At 62.9% G+C, this 19,915-nt stretch carries 14 protein-coding genes and 1 tRNA gene; 13 read left to right on the top strand and 2 right to left on the bottom strand.

The genetic code is table 11. The features are described 5' to 3' along the window. The first annotated feature begins 183 nt into the window (after nucleotides 1–183). From AB4Y92_RS08875 to AB4Y92_RS08845, 7 genes are all read left to right on the top strand, one after another. Entirely contained in the window at nucleotides 184–2,202 is a 2,019-nt protein-coding gene (locus AB4Y92_RS08875) for a heme lyase CcmF/NrfE family subunit (protein WP_441819275.1), read from the top strand. Next, nucleotides 2,199–2,765 (top strand): DsbE family thiol:disulfide interchange protein, encoded by a 567-nt coding sequence (locus tag AB4Y92_RS08870; protein WP_441819274.1) that lies wholly within the window; start codon nucleotides 2,199–2,201, stop codon nucleotides 2,763–2,765. Before AB4Y92_RS08875 ends, AB4Y92_RS08870 begins: the two co-directional genes overlap by 4 nt. Nucleotides 2,766–2,917: 152 nt before the next feature. After that, nucleotides 2,918–3,367, top strand: a complete 450-nt coding sequence (locus AB4Y92_RS08865; RefSeq protein WP_441819325.1) for a cytochrome c-type biogenesis protein — start codon at nucleotides 2,918–2,920, stop codon at nucleotides 3,365–3,367. A gap of 26 nt (nucleotides 3,368–3,393) precedes the next feature. Beyond that, a complete protein-coding gene (locus AB4Y92_RS08860; RefSeq protein WP_441819324.1) occupies nucleotides 3,394–4,404 on the top strand; it encodes a tetratricopeptide repeat protein in 1,011 nt (336 codons plus the stop codon). Between the two features lie 313 nt (nucleotides 4,405–4,717). Beyond that, nucleotides 4,718–5,878 carry a homoserine O-acetyltransferase MetX gene (metX, locus tag AB4Y92_RS08855; RefSeq protein WP_441819273.1) on the top strand — a complete coding sequence of 387 codons (1,161 nt, stop codon included), beginning with the start codon at nucleotides 4,718–4,720 and terminating at the stop codon, nucleotides 5,876–5,878. Then, nucleotides 5,875–6,471 (top strand): cysteine dioxygenase, encoded by a 597-nt coding sequence (locus AB4Y92_RS08850; RefSeq protein ID WP_441819272.1) that lies wholly within the window; start codon nucleotides 5,875–5,877, stop codon nucleotides 6,469–6,471. The genes metX and AB4Y92_RS08850 overlap by 4 nt, the downstream gene beginning before the upstream one ends. 247 nt (nucleotides 6,472–6,718) lie before the next feature. Beyond that, nucleotides 6,719–7,171, top strand: a complete 453-nt coding sequence (locus tag AB4Y92_RS08845) for a DUF2214 family protein (protein ID WP_441819271.1) — start codon at nucleotides 6,719–6,721, stop codon at nucleotides 7,169–7,171. 62 nt (nucleotides 7,172–7,233) lie between these two features. On the opposite strand, the gene AB4Y92_RS08840 is transcribed toward AB4Y92_RS08845, so the two are convergent. Then, complete coding sequence (locus AB4Y92_RS08840) at nucleotides 7,234–8,427, bottom strand: S1 family peptidase (protein ID WP_441819270.1); 1,194 nt, start codon at nucleotides 8,425–8,427, stop codon at nucleotides 7,234–7,236. 349 nt (nucleotides 8,428–8,776) lie between these two features. Beyond that, complete coding sequence (locus AB4Y92_RS08835; protein WP_441819269.1) at nucleotides 8,777–9,169, bottom strand: VOC family protein; 393 nt, start codon at nucleotides 9,167–9,169, stop codon at nucleotides 8,777–8,779. Between the two features lie 114 nt (nucleotides 9,170–9,283). Here AB4Y92_RS08835 and AB4Y92_RS08830 point away from each other — a divergent pair. From AB4Y92_RS08830 to AB4Y92_RS08805, 6 genes are all read left to right on the top strand, one after another. Further along, nucleotides 9,284–9,370 (top strand) — tRNA-Leu (locus AB4Y92_RS08830). Between the two features lie 445 nt (nucleotides 9,371–9,815). Next, nucleotides 9,816–12,557, top strand: a complete 2,742-nt coding sequence (locus AB4Y92_RS08825; RefSeq protein WP_441819268.1) for a type I restriction endonuclease subunit R — start codon at nucleotides 9,816–9,818, stop codon at nucleotides 12,555–12,557. A 20-nt stretch (nucleotides 12,558–12,577) separates the two neighbouring features. Next, on the top strand, nucleotides 12,578–15,031 hold the full coding sequence (locus tag AB4Y92_RS08820; protein ID WP_441819267.1) for a type I restriction-modification system subunit M: 2,454 nt from the start codon (nucleotides 12,578–12,580) through the stop codon (nucleotides 15,029–15,031). After that, nucleotides 15,028–16,956, top strand: a complete 1,929-nt coding sequence (locus tag AB4Y92_RS08815; protein WP_441819266.1) for a restriction endonuclease subunit S — start codon at nucleotides 15,028–15,030, stop codon at nucleotides 16,954–16,956. The genes AB4Y92_RS08820 and AB4Y92_RS08815 overlap by 4 nt, the downstream gene beginning before the upstream one ends. After that, nucleotides 16,956–18,758, top strand: a complete 1,803-nt coding sequence (locus AB4Y92_RS08810) for an AAA family ATPase (RefSeq protein ID WP_441819265.1) — start codon at nucleotides 16,956–16,958, stop codon at nucleotides 18,756–18,758. Before AB4Y92_RS08815 ends, AB4Y92_RS08810 begins: the two co-directional genes overlap by 1 nt. Continuing rightward, complete coding sequence (locus tag AB4Y92_RS08805; RefSeq protein ID WP_441819264.1) at nucleotides 18,751–19,854, top strand: hypothetical protein; 1,104 nt, start codon at nucleotides 18,751–18,753, stop codon at nucleotides 19,852–19,854. Before AB4Y92_RS08810 ends, AB4Y92_RS08805 begins: the two co-directional genes overlap by 8 nt. Nucleotides 19,855–19,915 lie beyond the last annotated feature (61 nt).

Raw genomic sequence — 19,915 nt, 5'->3', positions numbered from 1 at the left:
CCTACCCCCCTTTTTCAAAGGGGGGAACAGCACGGGGTGATTTGGGTGGCTCGCTTAAGTCGGGAGCCCGTATTGGTATCCGCACTTTGATTTCATCAGCGAAGCCCGCTTGTCTTCCCCCTTTGCAAAAGGGGGACCGAGGGGGATTTGCTCTTCGCTCCACCCGCGACAAGGCGACCCGACATGCTGCCTGAACTCGGCCAGATCGCCCTCATCCTCGCCCTGCTGATCTCGATCGTGCAGGCCACATTGCCGATGCTCGGCGCTCATCGCGGCATCGAATCGTGGATGGCGATCGCGCGGCCGGCGGCGTATTCGCAGTTGCTGCTGGTCGGCTTCGCCTTCGTGATCCTGACCCAGGCCTTCGTCGCGCAGGATTTCTCGCTGCGCTATGTCGCCGAAAACAGCAACACGCTGCTGCCGATGGCCTATCGCTATTCGGCCGTGTGGGGCGCGCACGAAGGCTCGCTGCTGCTGTGGGCGCTGGTGCTGGCGCTGTGGACGGGCGCGGTGGCGAAGTTCTCCAAGGCGTTGCCGCCGCAGGTGATCGCGCGCGTGCTCGCGGTGATGGGCGTGATCAGCGTCGGCTTCCTCGCCTTCCTGATCTTCACCAGCAATCCGTTCGCGCGGCTGCTGCCGGCGGTGGCGCAAGGCCGCGACCTCAATCCGCTGCTGCAAGACCCGGGCCTGATCATCCATCCGCCGATGCTCTACACCGGCTATGTCGGTTTCAGCGTGCCGTTCGCCTTCGCCATCGCCGCGCTGCTCGACGGCAAGGTCGATGCGCGCTGGCTGCGCTGGACACGGCCGTGGACCAATGTCGCCTGGGCGTTTTTGACTCTCGGCATCGCCCTGGGTTCGTGGTGGGCGTACTACGAACTGGGCTGGGGCGGCTGGTGGTTCTGGGACCCGGTCGAGAACGCCAGCTTCATGCCGTGGCTGGCCGGCGCGGCGTTGCTGCATTCGCAGGCGGTCACGGAAAAACGCGGCAGCTTCCGCGGCTGGACCTTGCTGCTGGCGATCGCCGCGTTCTCGCTGTCGCTGCTGGGCACTTTCCTGGTCCGCTCCGGCGTGTTGACCAGCGTGCACGCCTTCGCCGCCGATCCGACCCGCGGCTTGTTCGTGCTGATCTTCCTCGGCATCGTCATCGGCGGCTCGCTGCTGCTGTACGCGCTGCGCGCGCCGTCGGGCGAGGACGCCGCCGGCAAGCCGTTCGAACTGGCTTCGCGCGAAACCCTGCTGCTGACCAACAACCTGCTGCTGACCACCGCCTGCGCGATGGTGTTGCTCGGCACGCTGTACCCGCTGCTGGCCGATGCGCTGGAACTGGGCAAGATTTCGGTCGGCCCGCCCTACTTCGCGCTGATGTTCGTGTTGCTGATGACGCCGCTGGTGTTGCTGCTGCCGTTCGGGCCGCTGTTCCGCTGGCAGCGCGAGCAAGTGTCGCGGCCGTTGGCGATGCTGGTGCCGTGGGCCGGGCTCGCGCTCGGCGCGGCCATCGCCGCGTATTTCCTCGCGCCGCAAGGGCCGTGGAAAGTCGCCGCCGGCGTCGGCGGCGCGGTCTGGGTCGCGGCCGGCACCGCGCGCTTCGTGTGGACGCGCGTTCGCGGCAACGGCGCTGCATTCACCGCCGAGATGCTCGGCATGACTCTGGCTCACTTGGGCGTCGCCGTGTTCCTGATCGGCGCCTTGCTGGTCGAAGGCCTGAGCGTGCAGCGCGAAGTCGCGCTGGCGCCGGGCAAGAGCCTGGACCTGGGCCGGTATTCGTTCCGCTTCGACAACGTCAAGCACAGCGTCGGCCCAAACTACGAGGCCGATTACGGCACCGTCACCGTCTTCGACGGCGATGAAGTGCTGACCGTGCTGCATCCGGAAAAACGCGCCTACGCCAGCGGCGGCCAGGTGCTGACCGAGGCGGCGATCGCGCGTGGCATCACCCGCGATCTGTACGTCGCCCTCGGCGAGCCGCTGGGCGACGGCGCCTGGGCGGTGCGCGTGCACGTCAAGCCGTTCGTGCGCTGGATCTGGCTGGGCGCCTTGCTGATGATGCTCGGCGGTTTCGTCGCCGCGGCCGACCGGCGTTTCCGGGTCAAGGCCGATGCGCGCGTGGATGAGCGCGAGCCCTTATCGCATCCGGACATGCTGGAGACGCCGAACCACGCAAGCGCGGCACGCAACATCGCTGGAGAGCAGCACGCATGAACACCCCGACTCCGAAAAGCGGCAAAGGCCGCTGGTTTCCGCTGGCGAGTTTCGTCCTGCTCGCCATCCTGCTCGCCAACGGTTTGTGGCTCGCGCGCAACCCCGATCGCGAAAAACTGCCCTCGCCGCTGATCGGCAAGCCCGCCCCGCAGTTCTCGCTGCCGGTGCTGCACGAAGCCGGCCGCCTGTTGTCGACCAACGAACTGCGCGGCGCGCCGTACCTGCTCAACGTCTGGGGCAGTTGGTGCCCGGCCTGCCGCGACGAACACCCGGTGCTGACCCGTTTCGCCGAGACCAAGCGCCTGCGCGTGATCGGTTTCAACTGGAAGGACGAACACGCCGACGCGCTGCGCTGGCTGGAAGAGTTCGGCAATCCGTATTTCGTCGTGGTCGCCGATTACGAAGGCAAGGCGGCGATCGACTGGGGCATCTACGGCGCGCCGGAAACCTTTCTGGTCGATGGGCAGGGCATCGTGCGATGGAAGTTCGTCGGGCCGTTGACCGATAAGGTCATCGTTGAGGAATTGCTGCCGGTGTTGGACAAGATCGAGAAGGGTCGATGAGGGGTCTCGGCAACGGGAAAAGCAAATCCCCCCTGCCCCCCTTTTTCAAAGGGGGGAACAGCACAGGCTTTCCGATCGTTTCGCCTCCCGCCGAAGCGCCCCCCCCTTTGAAAAAGGGGGGCCGGGGGGGATTTGCTCTTCCCCGCACGCTCCTGGCCACCTCGGCCCTCATCCTGTCGTTAGCGCTCCCCCTGACCAAGCCAGCGATCGCCCAACCCGCCAGCGACCCCGCACCGCTGAGCTTCAACGACAACACCGAAGAACGCCGCTTCCACGCCCTGGTCGCCGAGCTGCGCTGCGTGATGTGCCAGAACCAGTCGCTGGCCGATTCCAACGCTCAGATCGCCCACGACCTGCGCCGCGAAGTGCTGGTGCTGATGCGCCAGGGCAAGAGCGACGGCGAGATCAAGGATTTCCTGGTCGCGCGCTACGGCGAGTTCGTGCTGTACCGACCGCAGATGGAATCCAAGACCTGGCTGCTATGGTTCGGCCCGGCGCTGGTGCTGCTGGCCGGCGGCTTCGTGGTCGCGCGGGTGATCCGCGCGCGCGGCGCCAACGCGCACGACGGCTCCGCGCGCAACGACGAGGAACAAGAGTGGTGATGGCGGTGACGATGGGTTCGGCCCCGATGGCCGTGTTCGTGGCGTCCGGCGCGGCGCTGGTGGTATTCGCGCTGGGCTACGCGCTGCGTCCGCTGTGGCAGGCGCGTCCGCTGCTGGGCGGCGGATTGGGCATCGCCCTCGCCTCGGCCACAGTCGCCTTGTACCTGCTGGTCGGCACGCCGAACGCGTTCAACCCGCAACAACAACGCGGACCCGAGACGCTGGCCGAGGCGGTCACCCAACTGGAAGCCGAACTCGAACGCGATCCGAATCAGATCGAAGGCTGGCGCCTGCTCGCCAGCGCCTACACCGCCGAAGGCCTGAGCGCGAAAGCGCGCGACGCCTACGCGCGCGCGGTGAAGCTCGCGCCGGACAATCCCGACCTGCTGGCCGAAGCCGCCGAAGCGCGCGCGCTGGCCACCCGCGACCGCCGCTTCGATGCCGACGCGGTCGCCATGCTCAAGCACGCGATCGAAAAACAACCCATGCATCAGCGTGCGCGCTGGTTCCTCGGCATCGCCCAGCGCCAGGCCGAGCAACCGGCCGAAGCGGCGCAGACCTGGGAGCCGCTGCTGAGCGTGGTCGATGCCGGCACCGCCCACAGCCTGCTCGAACAGATCAACGGCGCGCGCCAGGAAGCGGGCCTGGAACCGCTGGCGCCGCCGGCGCCGATCGCCGCTGCCAATGCAAGCGGTGGGCTCAAGATCAAGGTCGAGCTGTCGGCGGCGATGAAAGCCAAGCTGCCGGCGAACGCGAGCGTGTTCGTGATCGCGCGCCAGGTCGCCGGCCCGCCGATGCCGGTCGCGGTCGAGAAGCACGCGGCCGGTAAATTCCCGCTCGAAGTCGTCCTCGACGACGGCGACAGCCCGATGCCGACGATGAAGCTGTCGCAGCTCGAACAGGTGCAGGTGCTCGCGCGCGTGTCGGCTTCGGGCAATGCGATTCCGCAGCCCGGCGATCTGGCTTCGCAGCCGGTCAGCGTGCGTACCGACAGCAAGGATCAGGTCGTCGTCGTTATCGATCGCGTGGTCGAGTAGGGTCTGCCGGAACTGGGACAAGAGCGTCGGGCCTGAAGGGCCCTCCCACAAAAGACTTCGCCGGTTCGCGGCGACCGTGATCCGAAGCGCTGCTTCGAAAACTTTTGTGGGAGGGCCTTTCAGGCCCGACGCTTTCGTCCACGCACCACTGAACCCACACCCCAGACATGTGCCGATAACGCAATTGCAATTCCGATCCCGACCGCGAACAGCGACGATGGTTTAGGCTGCAACGCGACCCTCGCGCCGCTCATCGCGGCGCCGCTTCCACCCGACGCAAGGACACCGGCTTCGCCGGCCACACGAGCAAGGCATGACCGAATTCATCCCGCCCGGCACCCGCCACATCGACCTGCCCTCGCCGTTCCCGATGAAACGCGGCGGCGCCCTCACCGGCGCGCGCGTGGCGTATGAAACCTGGGGCGAGCTCAACGCCCGACGCGACAACGCCATCCTGATCGTCACCGGCCTGTCGCCCGACGCGCACGCCGCGGCCAACGCGGGCAATCCAGAACCGGGCTGGTGGGAAGCCATGCTCGGCCCGGGCAAGCCGATCGACAGCGAACAGTGGTTCGTGATCTGCGTGAACTCGCTGGGCAGTTGCAAAGGCTCCACCGGCCCGGCCTCGATCGACACCGCCAGCGGTGAGCTCTATCGGCTGAGTTTCCCCGAACTGTCGGTCGAAGACGGCGCTGACGCGGCCGCGCACGTGGTGCGCGCGCTCGGCATCGAACGGCTGGCCTGCGTGATCGGCAACTCGATGGGCGGCATGACCGCGCTGGCGCTGCTGGTGCGCCATCCGGGCCTGGCGCGCAACCACATCAACATCTCCGGCGCGGCGCGCGCGCTGCCGTTCTCGATCGCGATCCGCTCGCTGCAGCGCGAAGCGATCCGCCTGGACCCGCAGTGGAACCAGGGCGAGTACGACGACGCCCACTACCCCGAATCGGGCATGCGCATGGCGCGCAAGCTCGGCGTGATCACCTACCGCTCGGCGCTGGAGTGGGACGGCCGCTTCGGCCGCGTGCGCCTGGATTCCGATCGCGCCGACGAGGAACCCTTCGGCCTGGAGTTCGAGGTCGAAAGCTACCTGGAAGGTCACGCCCGCCGTTTCGTGCGCCGCTTCGATCCCAATTGCTACCTGTACCTGAGCCGCTCGATGGACTGGTTCGACCTCGGCGATTACTGTGGCGGCAGCGACGGTCTCGACAATGATGAACAGGTGCATCGCGGCCTGGCCTCGATCCGGGTCGAGAAGGCCCTGGCGATCGGCGTGCACACCGACATCCTGTTCCCGCTGCAGCAACAGCAGGAAATCGCCGACGGCCTGCGCGCCGGCGGCGCCGATTCGCGCTTCCTGCCGCTGGAATCGCCGCAGGGCCACGACGCGTTCCTGGTCGATATCGGCCGTTTCGGCCCGGCGGTGGCGGGATTTCTCGCCGAGCTGCGGACGGGCGTAGAATCTGTGGCATGAACGCCACCGACACCCTGCCCGACTTCGACTTCCCCGGCCACGACAAACTGGTCGCCGCGATCGACGCCGCCGTCGCCGCCGGCGACGAGCACGCCGTCACCGCGGCCTTGCGCAACACCCTGTGCAAGATGATCCGCGACCGCGACGTCAACCTGCCCGACTGCGTGTTCGACCCGATCCRGGACCACTACGCGCGCCGCGAGCTCTACCGCAGCCCGCAACTGGGCTACAGCGTGGTGGCGATGACCTGGGGCCCGGGCCAGGGCACGCCGATGCACGATCACAGCGGCCTGTGGTGCGTGGAAGGCGTGTGGGACGGCGAGCTGGAAATCACCCAGTTCGAACTGCTGGAACGCAACGGCGAGAACTTCCGCTTCCGCGCCGCCGGCGGCATGCACGCCGGCCCCGGCAGCGCCGGCAGCCTGATTCCGCCGCACGAGTACCACACCATCCGCAACGCCAGCGAAGACTCGGTGGCGGTGTCGCTGCACATCTACAAGGCGCCGATGGAGTGCTGCTCGATGTTCGTGCCCAACGACGGCGAGTGGTTCCGCCGCGTGGACAAGGCGCTGGAAACCGACGAAGCCGCCTGAGCCTCGCCCCGGCGCCACCCGCCCGGCCCAGGCCGGGCCCGCCGAGGGATTCAGCGCCGCGCGCTGACATCGGTCAGTACGCAAAGCCGGCTGTGGCCTGGATACTCGGCCCGAGCCCGCGCCCTTCATCAGCGACGGGCCGCAAGCGCCAGCTACGGACGCATTGCGCACCCGCACCAGCGCCCGCCCGCCGATCCCCACCATCGCACTCGCAGTCCCCTCCCAGCCGCCGCCCGGAGTTCCGCCGATGCTGACCGATCTGTTGCTCGCCTCCGCCCACCACCTGCTGGTGTTCGCCCTGATCGCGATGCTGGTGGCCGAATCGGTGCTGCTGCGCGGCCCCATCGACGCGGCGGTGCTGCGCCGCCTGGCCGGGCTCGACTCCGGCTACGGCACCAGCGCGATACTGTTGCTGGTGGTCGGCCTGTCGCGTCTGAAGTTCGGCGTCAAAGGCCTCGACTTCTACGAGCACAACCCCTGGTTCCACGCCAAGTTCGGCGCCTTCATCCTGATCGCGCTGCTGTCGATCCTGCCGACCGTGCGTTTCCTGCGCTGGCGCAAGGCGCTCAAGGCCGATCCGAACTTCCTGCCGGCCGCGGGCGAAGTGCGCACCCTGCGCCTGCTGATCCGCTTCGAGCTGATCCTGGTCGCGGTGATCCTGGTCTGCGCCGCGGCGATGGCGCGCTTCGGCGGCTTCTGAGCGCACCGCCGCGATCCGCGACGCCGCCCCGATCGGGCGGCGCCGCGGCCTGAGCCGAAGACTCAGGGCGTAACCAGGGTCAATCCGTACTGCTGCAGGATCGGGTTCACCGGCTGGAACCAGCTCGCCTGAAAGATCCCCGTGCCGCAGTTGTTCTGCGCGCCCGCCGCGATGCTGGCCAGCGACAGCACGCCTTGCGCCTGCTCATAGACATCGATCCAGCCGCCGCCGGAATCGCCGAAGCCGGCGCAGGCATTGGTCTGGGTCAGACCGAACACAAGGCCGCGGGTGCTGTTGACGGTAACGTTCTGCCCGGTGATGTAGCCGCACTGGTAGCCGGTTCTGTAACCCGAGCGGCACACTATCGCGGAATAGCCCGCCTCGACGCTGCCGCGCACGGCGAAAAAGCCGCCGGCGTAATTGGTGATCAGCGGAAACACCTCGTGATTGGCATTCAAGACGACCCAGGCACGGTCGGTCCCGGGGAATTCCGACGCGGCGAAGTAGCCGGCCGGCGCGCCGTCGAGACCGATCGCCTCGCCCGCCGTCCCGCAATGGCCGGCGGTGACGAAGCCCTTGGTCGCGCCTTGCATGACCGCGAATCCGACCGAACACGAGAGCGCACCGTTCTTCTCGTAAGAACGGCCGGCGTACACCGACGCGGTCGGCTGCGGCACGCCCGGCGTTTGCTGGAAACGCAGCAGACCGCTGTCGGCGCCGCTGACCGCGGCCAGATCGATCGCGCGCTCCATGGCATCGGGCGCGACGCTGACCAGCACCGAATTGCTGGCCGGATCGACGTACCACGAATGCACGCCGTCGATCCGCCGGCTGATGCCGGACACGCGCGCACGCACGCTGCGATCCAGGCGCGCCTTCGCCGCTTCCAGCTCGCTCAGGCTGTAGCGGACCTGGCGCAACTGCACGCCTTCGAGCTTGAGCGGGCCGCGCGGGTCCGAAGATCCGACCACGAACCGATAACGGCCGTCGCTCGCGCGTTCGACCCAGGCGCCGCCGAAATAGGCGCCCAGACGGCGCCGCGCCAGCGCCTCTTGCGCGGGCGCATCGCGCTGCACCTGCAGCAGTTGATCGACCTGCGCCGACGACAGGCCCAGATCGTGCTGGGCGGCCTGATGAAGCGTCGCACTGACTTGCAGGTCCGCGGCCGCCGCCGCATCGAAAGCGACCATGCACAGCAGGGACAAAGCGCAAGCGTGAGCGCCGGAGCGGCGCGAGGAAAAACCGGTGGATTGCATACAAAACCTCCTGGATTGGATGCGATGAGAAAATCCGCGAGCGCGCACGGACGCGATCGCGACCCGCCGCGAAGTCCTTCCTGATGAACCGTTCGACGGGCGCGCATAGCTAAGCGCGTCGATCGGATCGGCGCGCTTGCCTGGATCACAGGCGCAGGCGCGATCGCGTCACAAAGGCGCGCGCCGCGGCCACGGGCATTCGCGCAAAGCGCCGCCCGGCGGACATTTCACGGCGGATCGGCAGGCGCGGCGCCGCGCCCTCTGCGCGGTGCGTCGAGGACTCCAGGCCAACCGGGAAGTGGCGTCTCGTGGCGCGGACGCGTCGGCCGGGCGGGATGCCCGGTCGCGCTCAGGATTCCTCGACGTCCACGTGCATCTGCTGCGCGAACACCAGCCGGTGCCCGTCGGGCGTGCGCACGATCATCTCGCGCATGCCCCAGGGCTGGTCCTGCGGCGGCGCGAGCGAGCTCAGGCCGCGCGCGCGGGCCTCTTCGAACAGGGCGTCGATCGCATCGACCAGGACCACGCCGAAATAGTTGTGATCGCCGGTCTCATGCGGCGCCAGCGCGTCGGGACAACTGCCCAGGCGCAGATCGCAGACGCCGCGGCGCACGAACACCCAGCCCGGCGGCTCCAGCCAGCGCTCGAAGCCGAACATGCTCTGCCACCACCGCGCCGTCGCTTCCGCGTCGGGAACGGCCAGAACGTAGGCGCTGTGCAGCGGTTGGGCGAGGTTGGCCATGGGATGGCTCCGGGGCGGCGGGTACTCACTCTAGACCGCCGCGCATTCGCCGGAGGTCACGACCGCAAAGGGGGCAGACTCGCGGCCCCGAGCTGGGTATACTGCCTGCCCGCTGCCGGAGTGGCGGAATCGGTAGACGCAGCGGACTCAAAATCCGCCGCCCTTAAAAGCGTGTGGGTTCGAGTCCCACCTCCGGCACCAGTAACATCAATGGCTTAGCGAAAACGCTAAGCCATTTTGCTTTCGGCTACTTGCGCGTGTACGAATAACCTGGCGGGAGCACATATCACACACTCTCGCCCATGGCGGCTTTGCCGGAGGATCAGCTAGGACCAGCAGTCGGCGCCGCCCCTGTTTCCTCTTTTTCGCGATCCTCATACAGTTACTGTGTCCATTTTTCGGACACATTTCGTACATGATGCATCACGCCTCCTATCGAGCAGGAATTGGCAGGCCTTCTAGGAGATTTCCGGCGGATTGCCGATCAGGGCCATTCTGGCGGAGCAGAAGTTGGTTAGCTAAAAACGGAGAGCGTTCTACTAGTGGCTAACATCTTGCTGCCGAGCCTGTGGTGCGTGCCCACCTTCAATCCGCCATGCGTTGGCTCTCGTTAGATCTCAACCGACTGGCGGCATCGAGGCCAACTGTGACGATTGCAAGCTCCAATGAAGAGACGACACGCGCCCAGCTCGTAGATTCGCAGCTTTCGCGAGCCGGTTGGAGCAAATCTCGCCGAAGCCTAATCGAAGAGTTTGCGCTTGAAACGCAAGAGCTACTGGGGCTTTCCAAAGGCCAACAGTTTGCGGACTACGTCTTACTCGGCAGCGACGGCAAGCCATTGGCGGTGGTTGAAGCAAAGCGCACTTCGCGTGACGAAATTGCAGGCAAACGCCAGGCGGCCAACTACGCTGACGCTATCAAGTCGAAATACGGCCAAGACCCTTTCATCTTCCTTACGAACGGCAAAGAGATTCAGTTCTGGGATCGCGAACGCTACGCACCCCGTAAGGTGTCTGGCTTCTGTACCCGGGACGATCTGGAGCGACTGCGACATCAGCGCCAGTTCGCTCAGCCACTGCACGGTGTCGCCGTCAATGCCGATATCGCTGGTCGCGACTATCAGAACGAGGCCATTCGACGCGTCACTGAGGGCGTGACCGCCGCCAAACGTAAATTCCTGCTAGTGATGGCTACAGGCACTGGCAAGACGAGGACGACCATTGCCCTTATCGATACCCTGCTGCGCTCAAAGCGCGCGCAACGCGTGCTCTTCCTCGCCGATCGCCGCGAACTCGTGCGGCAGGCCATGTCGGAATTCAAGTCTCATCTGCCGAATGAAAGCCTGGCTCGCATTGAGTCCGGCGAGACCTCTGGCGCGCGCATTCAGTTTTCCACCTATCCCAGCATGATGCAGGTGTACTCGCGCCTGTCGGTAGGCTACTACGACCTGATCGTGGCAGACGAAAGCCACCGGTCCATCTACCAACGCTATAAGGCCATCTTCGACCACTTCGATGCCATTCAGCTCGGCCTGACAGCAACGCCAACAGACTACATCGACCACAACACTTTCGAACTGTTCGATTGCGGAGCTGGCGCTCCCAGCTACTACTATAGCTACGAACAGGCAATTGCCGACCGCAACCTCGTGAACTATCGAGTGCTGGACGCACAGACCAATTTCCAGCTGAAGGGCATTCAAGGTGATGCTCTGCCACAACCACTTCAACAGATGGCCCGCGATCAGGGCGTGGAGATCGACGAGCTCAACTTCGAAGGCACTGACATCGAAAAGGGAGTCATCAACCAAGGTACCAACGATGCCATGGTGCGCGAGTTCATGGACAAGAGCCGTAAGGACGCTCGTGGTCTACCCCACAAGTCCATCATCTTTGCCGTTAGCCACGCGCACGCCAAGCGGGTTTACGAGAGCTTCAATCGTTTGTATCCAGAACTACAACGTCAGGGTATGGCCGAAATCATCGACAGCCACATGGAGCGCGCCGATGCCACGCTGGATGACTTCAAGTTCCGCACCATGCCTCGCGTGGCCATTTCGGTGGACATGCTAGACACAGGGATTGACGTGCCTGCTATCCAGAACCTGGTGTTCGCCAAGCCCATCTTCAGCAAGGTCAAGTTTTGGCAGATGATCGGTCGCGGTACGCGCTTGCATACGGACAAGGCCACTGGCGCGATTAAGAAGGACTTCCTGATCATCGACCACTGGAAGAACTTCGCCTACTTCAAGCTCAAGCCCGACGGTGAGGTCGATCATCCGAGTGAGCCGTTGCCCGTACGCCTTTTCCGCTTACGGCTTGGGGTGTGGCAACTGCTCCACGGCCAGGAGCCGGGAGCCCAAAGCACGCTCGATGCCATCGCGACTCTGCAATCCATGTTGCAGACACTGCCACGCCAAAGCATCAACGTAAGGCCGCACTGGGACGAACTCGACACACTGGCCCTTCAGTGGCCGGCACCCAGCCCCCGCACGCTCGAAGACCTCTCGAAGACGATTGCCCCGCTGCTGCGCCTGGCGCCATTGGAGGGCCTGGACGAGTTGCAGTTCCGCGTATGGTGCGAGCGGCTCACCATGGGTTGGCTCAAGGGTGATGCCAATGAACAGGCCACGGTGCGTGAACGCATCGAGACTGCCATAGCTAGCCTGGCAGACAATATTCCCGATGTGCAACGTGTCGTTGAGCAGCGAGCCTGGGCCCAGTCGCCCGGTTTCTGGCAGCACTTGGACATGGGCCGGCTTGCCACGTTGCAGGCCGTATTCGCGCCCCTAATGCATTACCGCACCAGTGCGCTCGGCCACACATTAGAAATCAACCTGCCCGACAGCATCACGCAGCGAAGCTGGATCATCTACGGCCCTACCGGTGAAGGTGCCTTTGCCGAAAGTTACCGCCAACAGGTTGAAGCCTTGGTGCGTCGCCTAGCAGATCAACTTCCCGAGTTGGCAAAGCTCAAGAATGGTGAAGACCTGAGCAATGAGGAGCTGGAGCGTATAGGCACCACGCTGAACCAAGCCGATCTGTTCGTCACCGAAGACAACCTGCGCAAAGCATTCGAAGCGCCGACTGCTTCGCTAGCCAATTTTCTACGCCACATACTGTGCGAAGGCGTTCAGCTGCCTAATCGCGAACAGCGCATCAACGCTGCATTTGACGCATTCATTGCCAGCCACGGCTACCTGCGCGCCAACCAGCTCAACTTCCTACGTGCGGTGAAAGCTGCCGTGCAAAGCCATGGCCGCATCACCCTGGCGGCACTAAACACCCCCCCGCTGTCGCGAGTCGGCCGCGTGGAATCTCTGTTTCCGCCTCAGGAGATCAACGAACTCATTGCCTTGACCATCCAGTTGTTGGACGAGGCCGCCTGACTTCTTTAGGACAAATCTGAATGCTTGCTCCGCACATTAAGAAAAAAGTCGACGAACTCTGGAATCGCTTCTGGGCTGCTGGCCTCACCAATCCCTTGGTGGCCGTGGAGCAAATCACCTACCTCCTGTTTCTCAAGCGACTGGAGGACATCGATCTCAAGCGCCAACAGCGTGGATTCCCGTCGATCTACATTGCGAATGAAGAGTGCAAGTGGAGCTACATCCGTCAGGAGAAGACCAACCCCACGCACCTAATTGACGTGGTATTCCCGTGGCTTCGCGAACTAGATAAGCACTTTACTAACGCTACTGCTGACGGCACCGAGCTGGCCAGCCTCAGCAACCGAATGGCCGATGCCTACTTTCAGCTCGATCCCAATAAGGGGAAAGTGCTGAGCGACGCCATCGATGCCATCGACCAGCTCTTTGCCCGCGCGGGTGAAGGCAATGCTGCGCAGGACATCATGGGCGACACCTTCGAGTACCTACTCAGCGAGGTAGCCACGGCAGGCAAGAACGGTCAGTTCCGCACCCCGCGCCACCTGATCCGCTTCATGGTGGAACTACTGGACCCTGAGCCCGGCCAGCGCGTGATTGACCCCGCTGCCGGTACAGGTGGCTTCCTCTTCAGCACCCAGCAGCACCTGATGCGCAAGTACTCGGCGCAAGACAACTTGGTGCTGGAGTGGGACGGCACCCCGCATCGCACTGATGGCGCTGCAGCCACGCGCGAGCAATACTCGGCCATCCACAGTGGTGTCAACTTCGTCGGCCTAGACAACGACCGCACCATGGCCCGCATCGGCTGGATGAACTTGGTGCTGCATGACTTGAACGAGCCGCACCTGGTGCAAGGAGACTCGCTAAGCAAGCGTGAAGGCAAGGCCCAACTAAAGCAGCTACTTGAGCCGGAGACCTACGACTTCGTGCTGGCCAACCCGCCCTTCACTGGCACCGTGGACAGCGGCGACCTGGAGCCTGATTCTTTGCTGTTCCCCCGCGTTGGCGGCGGCGGCAAGAAGAAGGACGACGCCATCACCAACAAGAGCGAATTGCTCTTTCTGTGGCTGATGCTCGACTTATTGACCGTCGGCGGCCGATGCGCAGTGATCATTCCCGAGGGCGTGCTGTTCGGCAACACTGATGCGCACGTTCGCCTGCGCCGAGAACTGCTCACAGAACACGTGGTGGAAGGTGTCATTTCGTTGCCAGGTGGCGTGTTCCAGCCCTACACCGGTGTGAAGACCTCGGTGCTCATCTTCCGCAAGGAAACCCGGCGAGACAATCGTGCCAACTTCACGGGCGCCGTGGCCCCGCGCACCGAGCATGTCTGGTTCTACGAGGTGGAGGAAGACGGCTACACGAGAGACGCCAAGCGCAATGCTCGCCCCGGCCAGCAGAACGACCTGTGGGATGCACTGGAGAAGTTCAAAGCCTGGATCGCCGAGGGCCGCCTGGGCGCGCAGCATCATGAGAAAACGCTACTGCAACCGAGCTTCCATGTCGAACGCTGGCGCCAGGCCATGCTGCGAGACACCGCAGATCAACTGACACCCGCAGGGCAAGCATTTGCGGGGCTGCCGGACACCACCATGTGGGACGGCCAGGCGTGGGCCATCCACGAGCTGTTTCCTGAGTTGCCGGCTGATCCCAAGGCCGCTGAGACGAGCGTGCGAGCCGCCGCCGCCAATGCACTACTGGAACTTGCCATTCAGGCGCTCATACCTGCCGCGCAAAAGGTCTGGGAAGAGACCCTTGGTGCCCGGATGGCTGATAAGATCACCGATGCCGAATTGCTGGACGCGTGGAGGAAGGCGGCCAAGTCCGCAGAGGCAGATTTCAGAAAGTTAGCCCGCGAGAAAGAGCCCTTCTTCGAAAAGGAAGCGTCGCCTTCGTTGCCAATGTGGAAGGACTTGCTGAAGACGGCGGTCGCAGAGGCCCAAGCCGAGCCGTATGTGCTGGGCCTTCTTAGAGCTAACCAGCCCCCACAGTGCCTGACGGCGCACAATATCGATCAGAAGCTGACAGATGTGGCCCGCGAGGTCGGCAAGCTCGACGGCTTCGACGTCACGCTACGCAGTCTGGCCGTAGATCAGGCCACCGACCTCAAAGCGGCCAAGCACTGGGTGGCGCCTGTGCGCGCGTGGATCCGTAACGACGAATGGCAGAACGGGGAAGGCACGCCGATTGGCTCACACGACGCCGACGGCATGGTGCGGCCCACCTACGTGCAAACCATGCTGGCGGCGGGCCTGTACGACGACAAGGGCACGCTCAAGGATGGTTTGCTCGACCCTGACTGCATCGAGGCTCGTGAGTGGAACCTGTCCGCCGCGCAATACAAGCCATTCGACTTCACGCAGCTTAAGAGCGACAAGAGCGTGGCTGAGTTGATCGATGCGCTAAAGGCCACGGAGCAAGACATCATCAATAGGTTGGACAAATTGCTGGCGATGGTTGAGGGACGGGAATGATCTGGCCGCAAGTCCAACTGGCACCGTCGCTGGCTCGTGTAGTTAGAGGCGTGACCTTTTCTCAAGCTGACGCGGCAGGCGCCCCCTTCGAGGGGGGGGTTCCGGTACTGCGCGCAGGGAATATTCAGCAACAGCTGATCACTGACCGCGACTTAGTTTGGGTCAACCGCGCGTTTGTCGGCGGTGACCAGTACCTGCAGCGAAACGACATCGTTGTCTGTACATCTTCTGGTAGCGCAACCCTTGTCGGCAAGTCTGCGATCCTGAAGGAAGAATTTGAAGGAACTTGGGGGGCCTTCAACGCCGTCGTCAGGAGCAGACCAGAACTGCTGCTGCCTCAATACTTCTCATTTTGGCTGTCTTCAGAGGGCTTTCGTTTTTGGAAGGACCGGCAGGTCCAAGGCGCCAACATTCAGAACATTCGGCAGTCCGCCATTGAGTCAATCCGGCTCCCACTCCCGACCCTTCCCGAACAACAGCGCATCGTCGATGTACTACAGGAGGTGGACGCACTTCGCGAGGCCAAGCAACGTGCGATCAGCCTATGCGATAGCTTGGGAAAAGCTCTCTTCGAAGAGCACTTCGGAATTGCCGGGGCATCGACGCAGTGGCCCATGGAGCCCTTCGGCAAGCACACGACTTATAGCAAGTACGGCCCACGCTTTCCCGACCAATCGTACAGCGACACTGGCATTCATGTGCTACGCACGACTGACATGAACGCTGATGGCACAATTAGGTGGTGGGAAGCACCAAAGCTGGCGCTGACGGAAAAGCAGATTCGAGAGCATGCGCTGAAACCTGGCACGCTCGTCATCAGTCGCAGCGGAACCATTGGCCCCTTCGCACTCTTTGACGGGAAAGAGGATCAGTGTGTTGCTGGTGCTTATTTAATCGAATTCGGATTAGCCGACTCGATCGAGCCCGAATACGTCCGCGCGCTCTTCTCCACGCCCTACGTTCAGCAGATGCTCCGAAAAGCGGTACGAAGTGTTGCGCAGCCTAACATCAACGCACCAAATATTCAGGCTATCCAGATTCCGGTACCCCCCCGTGACCGACAAGTTGTATTTTCTAAGCATGTACGTCTGCTTCGTGAGTGGACCAAGCAAGTAATAGACTCCGCCCGTGCCTTTGATTCCTTCGGCCAAGCAGTCGTGGGAGAAGCCTTCTCTGGAGATCTGACCTCGCAGTGGAGGCAGATGCATTCGGAAGAAATTGCGGAGGCTGCGCGCGCCCGCGACACCTTGCTTCGCGAGCGCGGCAGCGGGATCGCACTGAGTGTGAAACCCGTTGCAACGACCAGCGTCCAAGCCGATCCGACGGTGCACCCGGCACGCCATTGGCTGCTGGGTGAACTGAGTGAGTTCCAGCGCCAGGTCTTGGCCGCCTTCACCACGTACTGCCAGACCAGCGGAGAGTCACTGCTGGTCGAGGACCCAGACGTATTCGCCCGCTTCTGCGACGACGCGATGGTGACCGAGCGCCTGCAACCTTTCGGTACGTCGCACGGCAACCGCATCCGACGCTCGCTCAGCCAACTGGCCGCCGTGGGCTTGATCGCCAAAGTTACTTTGCCAAAGGACGATCCCGAGACCGGCGAACGCGACTATCTCAAGGCGTTTCGTCCCCTACGAGCGGAGGAGTTCACACGCATGGCTGATATGCAAACACTGCACAAGGTCTTGTCGACACCGGCGAATGCGCAGCGATACTACTTTCAAGTCCAGGTGGACCATGAAGCTTCCGAACGCGCCGGCGCGGACGGCATGTTTCAGGTTATCTCGCTTGAAGATGGCGACGGCAAGGACTTCACTCACCTAATAGACCAAGGTCGACACTACGCCTCCATCGATCAACTGAATTTGGACCTTGCCGCTGCTCTCAAGGTGCCCGCTGCGCATATCGAGTTGGAGGCTGAGTAATGCGCCTGCGTTACTTGCACCTGCAGAACTACCCGCCCATATCCAACATCAAGGTCTGCTTTGCTAATGACTCACCGTTGGATCGCGAGTGCGCCATTCGGTTTGTGGTTGGTGTTAACGGCAGCGGCAAGTCGAACCTACTGCGAGCGGTGGCCGAGGTGTTCTTGGCTCTGGCCGATCTTCGCGTGCCTGCCTTCCCGGTGAGTCTGGTGTACGAGCTGGGTGAGCGGGGCTCACCAAACCACCGCACGCTGCTGCTGCACTGCCCGGGGGATCGCCATTTGGCCAGCCTGTGGCTCCAAGAGCGCTTCGCGTTTGATGACCATGGTGGCCAGGAGATTTTTGAGGATTGCATTGAGCATTTGGCGCTGAACGGTGCCCCCGCCGTGCCTGGCTTCACGGCCTTGATTGAGCCTGGCAGGTGGCCTCAACGCGACAGCACGCCACCGCAAATTGCACTGCCGTCGGCGCTATTGGCCTACACCACGGGCGATCTACGCCCGTGGCGATCGGTGTGGAATCGTAATCAGCGGGCGGAGGGTTTACTGGACACCGGCGACGACCCACAGAGCGAAGAGCGACCGGCAGGTTGGACCGCGGAACAGGAGAGCACCTTGCAAGCCTTGCGCCGAACCGAGGCAGAGCCTGCGCTGCCGGTCGTAAATGCCAGCCCCTCCGAGACCGACCGCTTTCGTCGGCCCATATTGCTGGATGCCACCCTGCTCAAATGTGCGCTGCTGGCGGTGGCACTGCCGCAAGCCATTGTGGAAACGACAACCTACCCGGATCACGCGAATGTTGATGCGTCCGTGGACCAGCTTCGGCGTCGGGCCACCAACGAGACCCCGCTGCAGGAGTTACTGGAACGTGGCGGCTGGCACCATTTGGTGGCGGTGACGTTCCGTTCACGCTTGCTTGCGTCTCGATGGGATCAGAGGCTTTGCGAGACCGCGCACGACTGGTGGTTGTGCGCCAGCGATGTGATCGCTGAGCCGCACCCGGCGGAAACCCGCCGCACCCTATTGTTTGACTTGAAGGGTCCGTTCGATGCTCAAAGCCGAAGCTTCGCCTCGGCGGCCCGCGACGAACTGATGACTTGCAATACGCCGGGCGAGGCACTATGGGCATTGTTGGGCGGTTCCAAGGATGCAAGCGCTTTCGACGTGTTCACCCGTTTGTTGGAACTGAACCAAACCGGACTGTTCGACGATGTACTGCTGCGGTTGCGCCGTGCGCAGGCGCCTGTTGATGGCGACACCCCCGATGTCGGCGACATCGGCGTACTGAGGTACGAGGAGTTGTCGGATGGCGAACAGATGGTGCTAGGCCGCATGGCACTCTTTCACCTACTGCAGGGTCAGCAAGACGCTTTGTTGCTGCTCGACGAACCTGAGACCCACTTCAACGACAAATGGAAGCGCGAGATTGTCGACATCATCGACGACGCCATCGGCCATACTAGCAATGATGTGCTGATCTCTACTCATTCGGCTATCGTGCTGTCGGATGTTTTCAACAACGAGATCGTGATGGTGCAGAAGACCGCGCAGGGCTCGAATGTGCGCGCCGTCAACGAGCCCACATTCGGCACGGACCCAAGTGCTTTGATGATGACGGTGTTTGGTGCCGACGACAGCATTGGCAAGCGTGCTCAGGAGTTCATCGAAGACAAGTTGAGTCAGACGACCGGTACGGTCGAGGAGATCGCCGACCTGGAGCGACTGATTGCTCGGATGGGATCGGGCTTCTACCGCAGCGAATTGCGCACGTTGCTGCACAAGTGGCGGGGTGGCGATGCTTAAGCTCATCCATCGCGTGGAATGCTCCCCGGCGCTCGCTGCCTGCCAGCAATTGATTCGAACGTTCTCGCTATGGCTTTGCAATCCGGGGACCACGGCAGCCAATCTGACCCAAGCAGACTTGCAGCCGCCTGTGTTGCCAAGTGCTATTGAAGCGGATTGGCTCTGGGCGTTCCTTCAACGTATTGATGTCGGCCGGCAGCTGCTGGACCATGCACGTCAGCTGGCCAGCATGCCGATCGCTGAGAAGGCTGCGCTAATGGGTTGGGTGCAGTCTGTCTCAGCACTCGGAGCGCAGTTCCAACCGGCGCCTACCGCATGGCCGGTGACTTGCCCGCTTGCGACTGGGACGAATTGGGGTGCATTTAAAACGCTGATTGAGGCGTTCTACGAGAAGGGATTTCGCGCTGGGCTGCCCTATTTGCCGGATGGCACCCCAATCGCGGCAGGTGGGGTTACGTATGCGAATTTCGTCGATACATTTCGCTTTGCGCACCGTCTGAGCAATGACCCCAATGCTCGACAAGTGTGCGTACTCTGCAGCGGACCGCTGGGTGATACGCCGCACGTAGACCATTGGGTCACCAAGAGCGCGTTCCCTTTGCTAAGTGTGTGCCAGGACAACCTGACGGTTATCTGTAGTACCTGTAACGAAGCACCCAATAAGGGCAATAAGCCCGTGCATAGTGCTGGCAACTTTGCTGACTGGTTCCATCCGTACTTACGCCCGGCTAATGGCGTCTTGCAGCTTGATTATGACTCTCATGCAGCGACTGTACGATGCTCGGCAATCGGATCAGATGATCACCCCAAGGCGGCAAATCTCGACGGACTACTCAACCTAGCTGCCCGATGGACCCGAGAGTTCAAGGCAGAGTACGCCAAGCATCAAGACATTCTCAGACGCAGCGAGAGCCGAAGAGTCAAGGAGGCACAGGCGAGGCACACTCTGACAGAGCTCATCGCGTACGTGCAGCATTGGTCCACGGCCCTCTCGCCTACCGAGCCGCACCATGAAGTTCACGACCTTCTTGGGCGATCGATACTCGAGCCTGAACGAGCGCAGGCCTGGCTTGAAGAGTTGGCGACGGTCCAATAGTACAAGTGAGAAAGTCATCTGACTTTGACCGTCGCCAAAAGCTTCAAATGACTAAAACAGC

This window comes from Lysobacter sp. TAB13 (assembly GCF_052113885.1).
GTDB classification, from domain to species: domain Bacteria; phylum Pseudomonadota; class Gammaproteobacteria; order Xanthomonadales; family Xanthomonadaceae; genus Lysobacter; species Lysobacter gummosus.
Note: the sequence above shows the minus strand (reverse complement) of the source record. Positions and strands in the feature narration are given on the sequence as shown.

Excerpts from the sequence above, each read along its gene's own strand:
- AB4Y92_RS08875 (WP_441819275.1), top strand. The coding sequence starts at position 184 with ATGCTGCCTGAACTCGGCCAGATCGCCCTCATCCTCGCCCTGCTGATC.
- AB4Y92_RS08870 (WP_441819274.1), top strand. The coding sequence starts at position 2,199 with ATGAACACCCCGACTCCGAAAAGCGGCAAAGGCCGCTGGTTTCCGCTG.
- AB4Y92_RS08860 (WP_441819324.1), top strand. The coding sequence starts at position 3,394 with ATGGCCGTGTTCGTGGCGTCCGGCGCGGCGCTGGTGGTATTCGCGCTG.
- metX (WP_441819273.1), top strand. The coding sequence starts at position 4,718 with ATGACCGAATTCATCCCGCCCGGCACCCGCCACATCGACCTGCCCTCG.
- AB4Y92_RS08845 (WP_441819271.1), top strand. The coding sequence starts at position 6,719 with ATGCTGACCGATCTGTTGCTCGCCTCCGCCCACCACCTGCTGGTGTTC.
- AB4Y92_RS08840 (WP_441819270.1), bottom strand. The coding sequence starts at position 8,427 with ATGCAATCCACCGGTTTTTCCTCGCGCCGCTCCGGCGCTCACGCTTGC.
- AB4Y92_RS08835 (WP_441819269.1), bottom strand. The coding sequence starts at position 9,169 with ATGGCCAACCTCGCCCAACCGCTGCACAGCGCCTACGTTCTGGCCGTT.
- AB4Y92_RS08820 (WP_441819267.1), top strand. The coding sequence starts at position 12,578 with ATGCTTGCTCCGCACATTAAGAAAAAAGTCGACGAACTCTGGAATCGC.
- AB4Y92_RS08815 (WP_441819266.1), top strand. The coding sequence starts at position 15,028 with ATGATCTGGCCGCAAGTCCAACTGGCACCGTCGCTGGCTCGTGTAGTT.
- AB4Y92_RS08810 (WP_441819265.1), top strand. The coding sequence starts at position 16,956 with ATGCGCCTGCGTTACTTGCACCTGCAGAACTACCCGCCCATATCCAAC.
- AB4Y92_RS08805 (WP_441819264.1), top strand. The coding sequence starts at position 18,751 with ATGCTTAAGCTCATCCATCGCGTGGAATGCTCCCCGGCGCTCGCTGCC.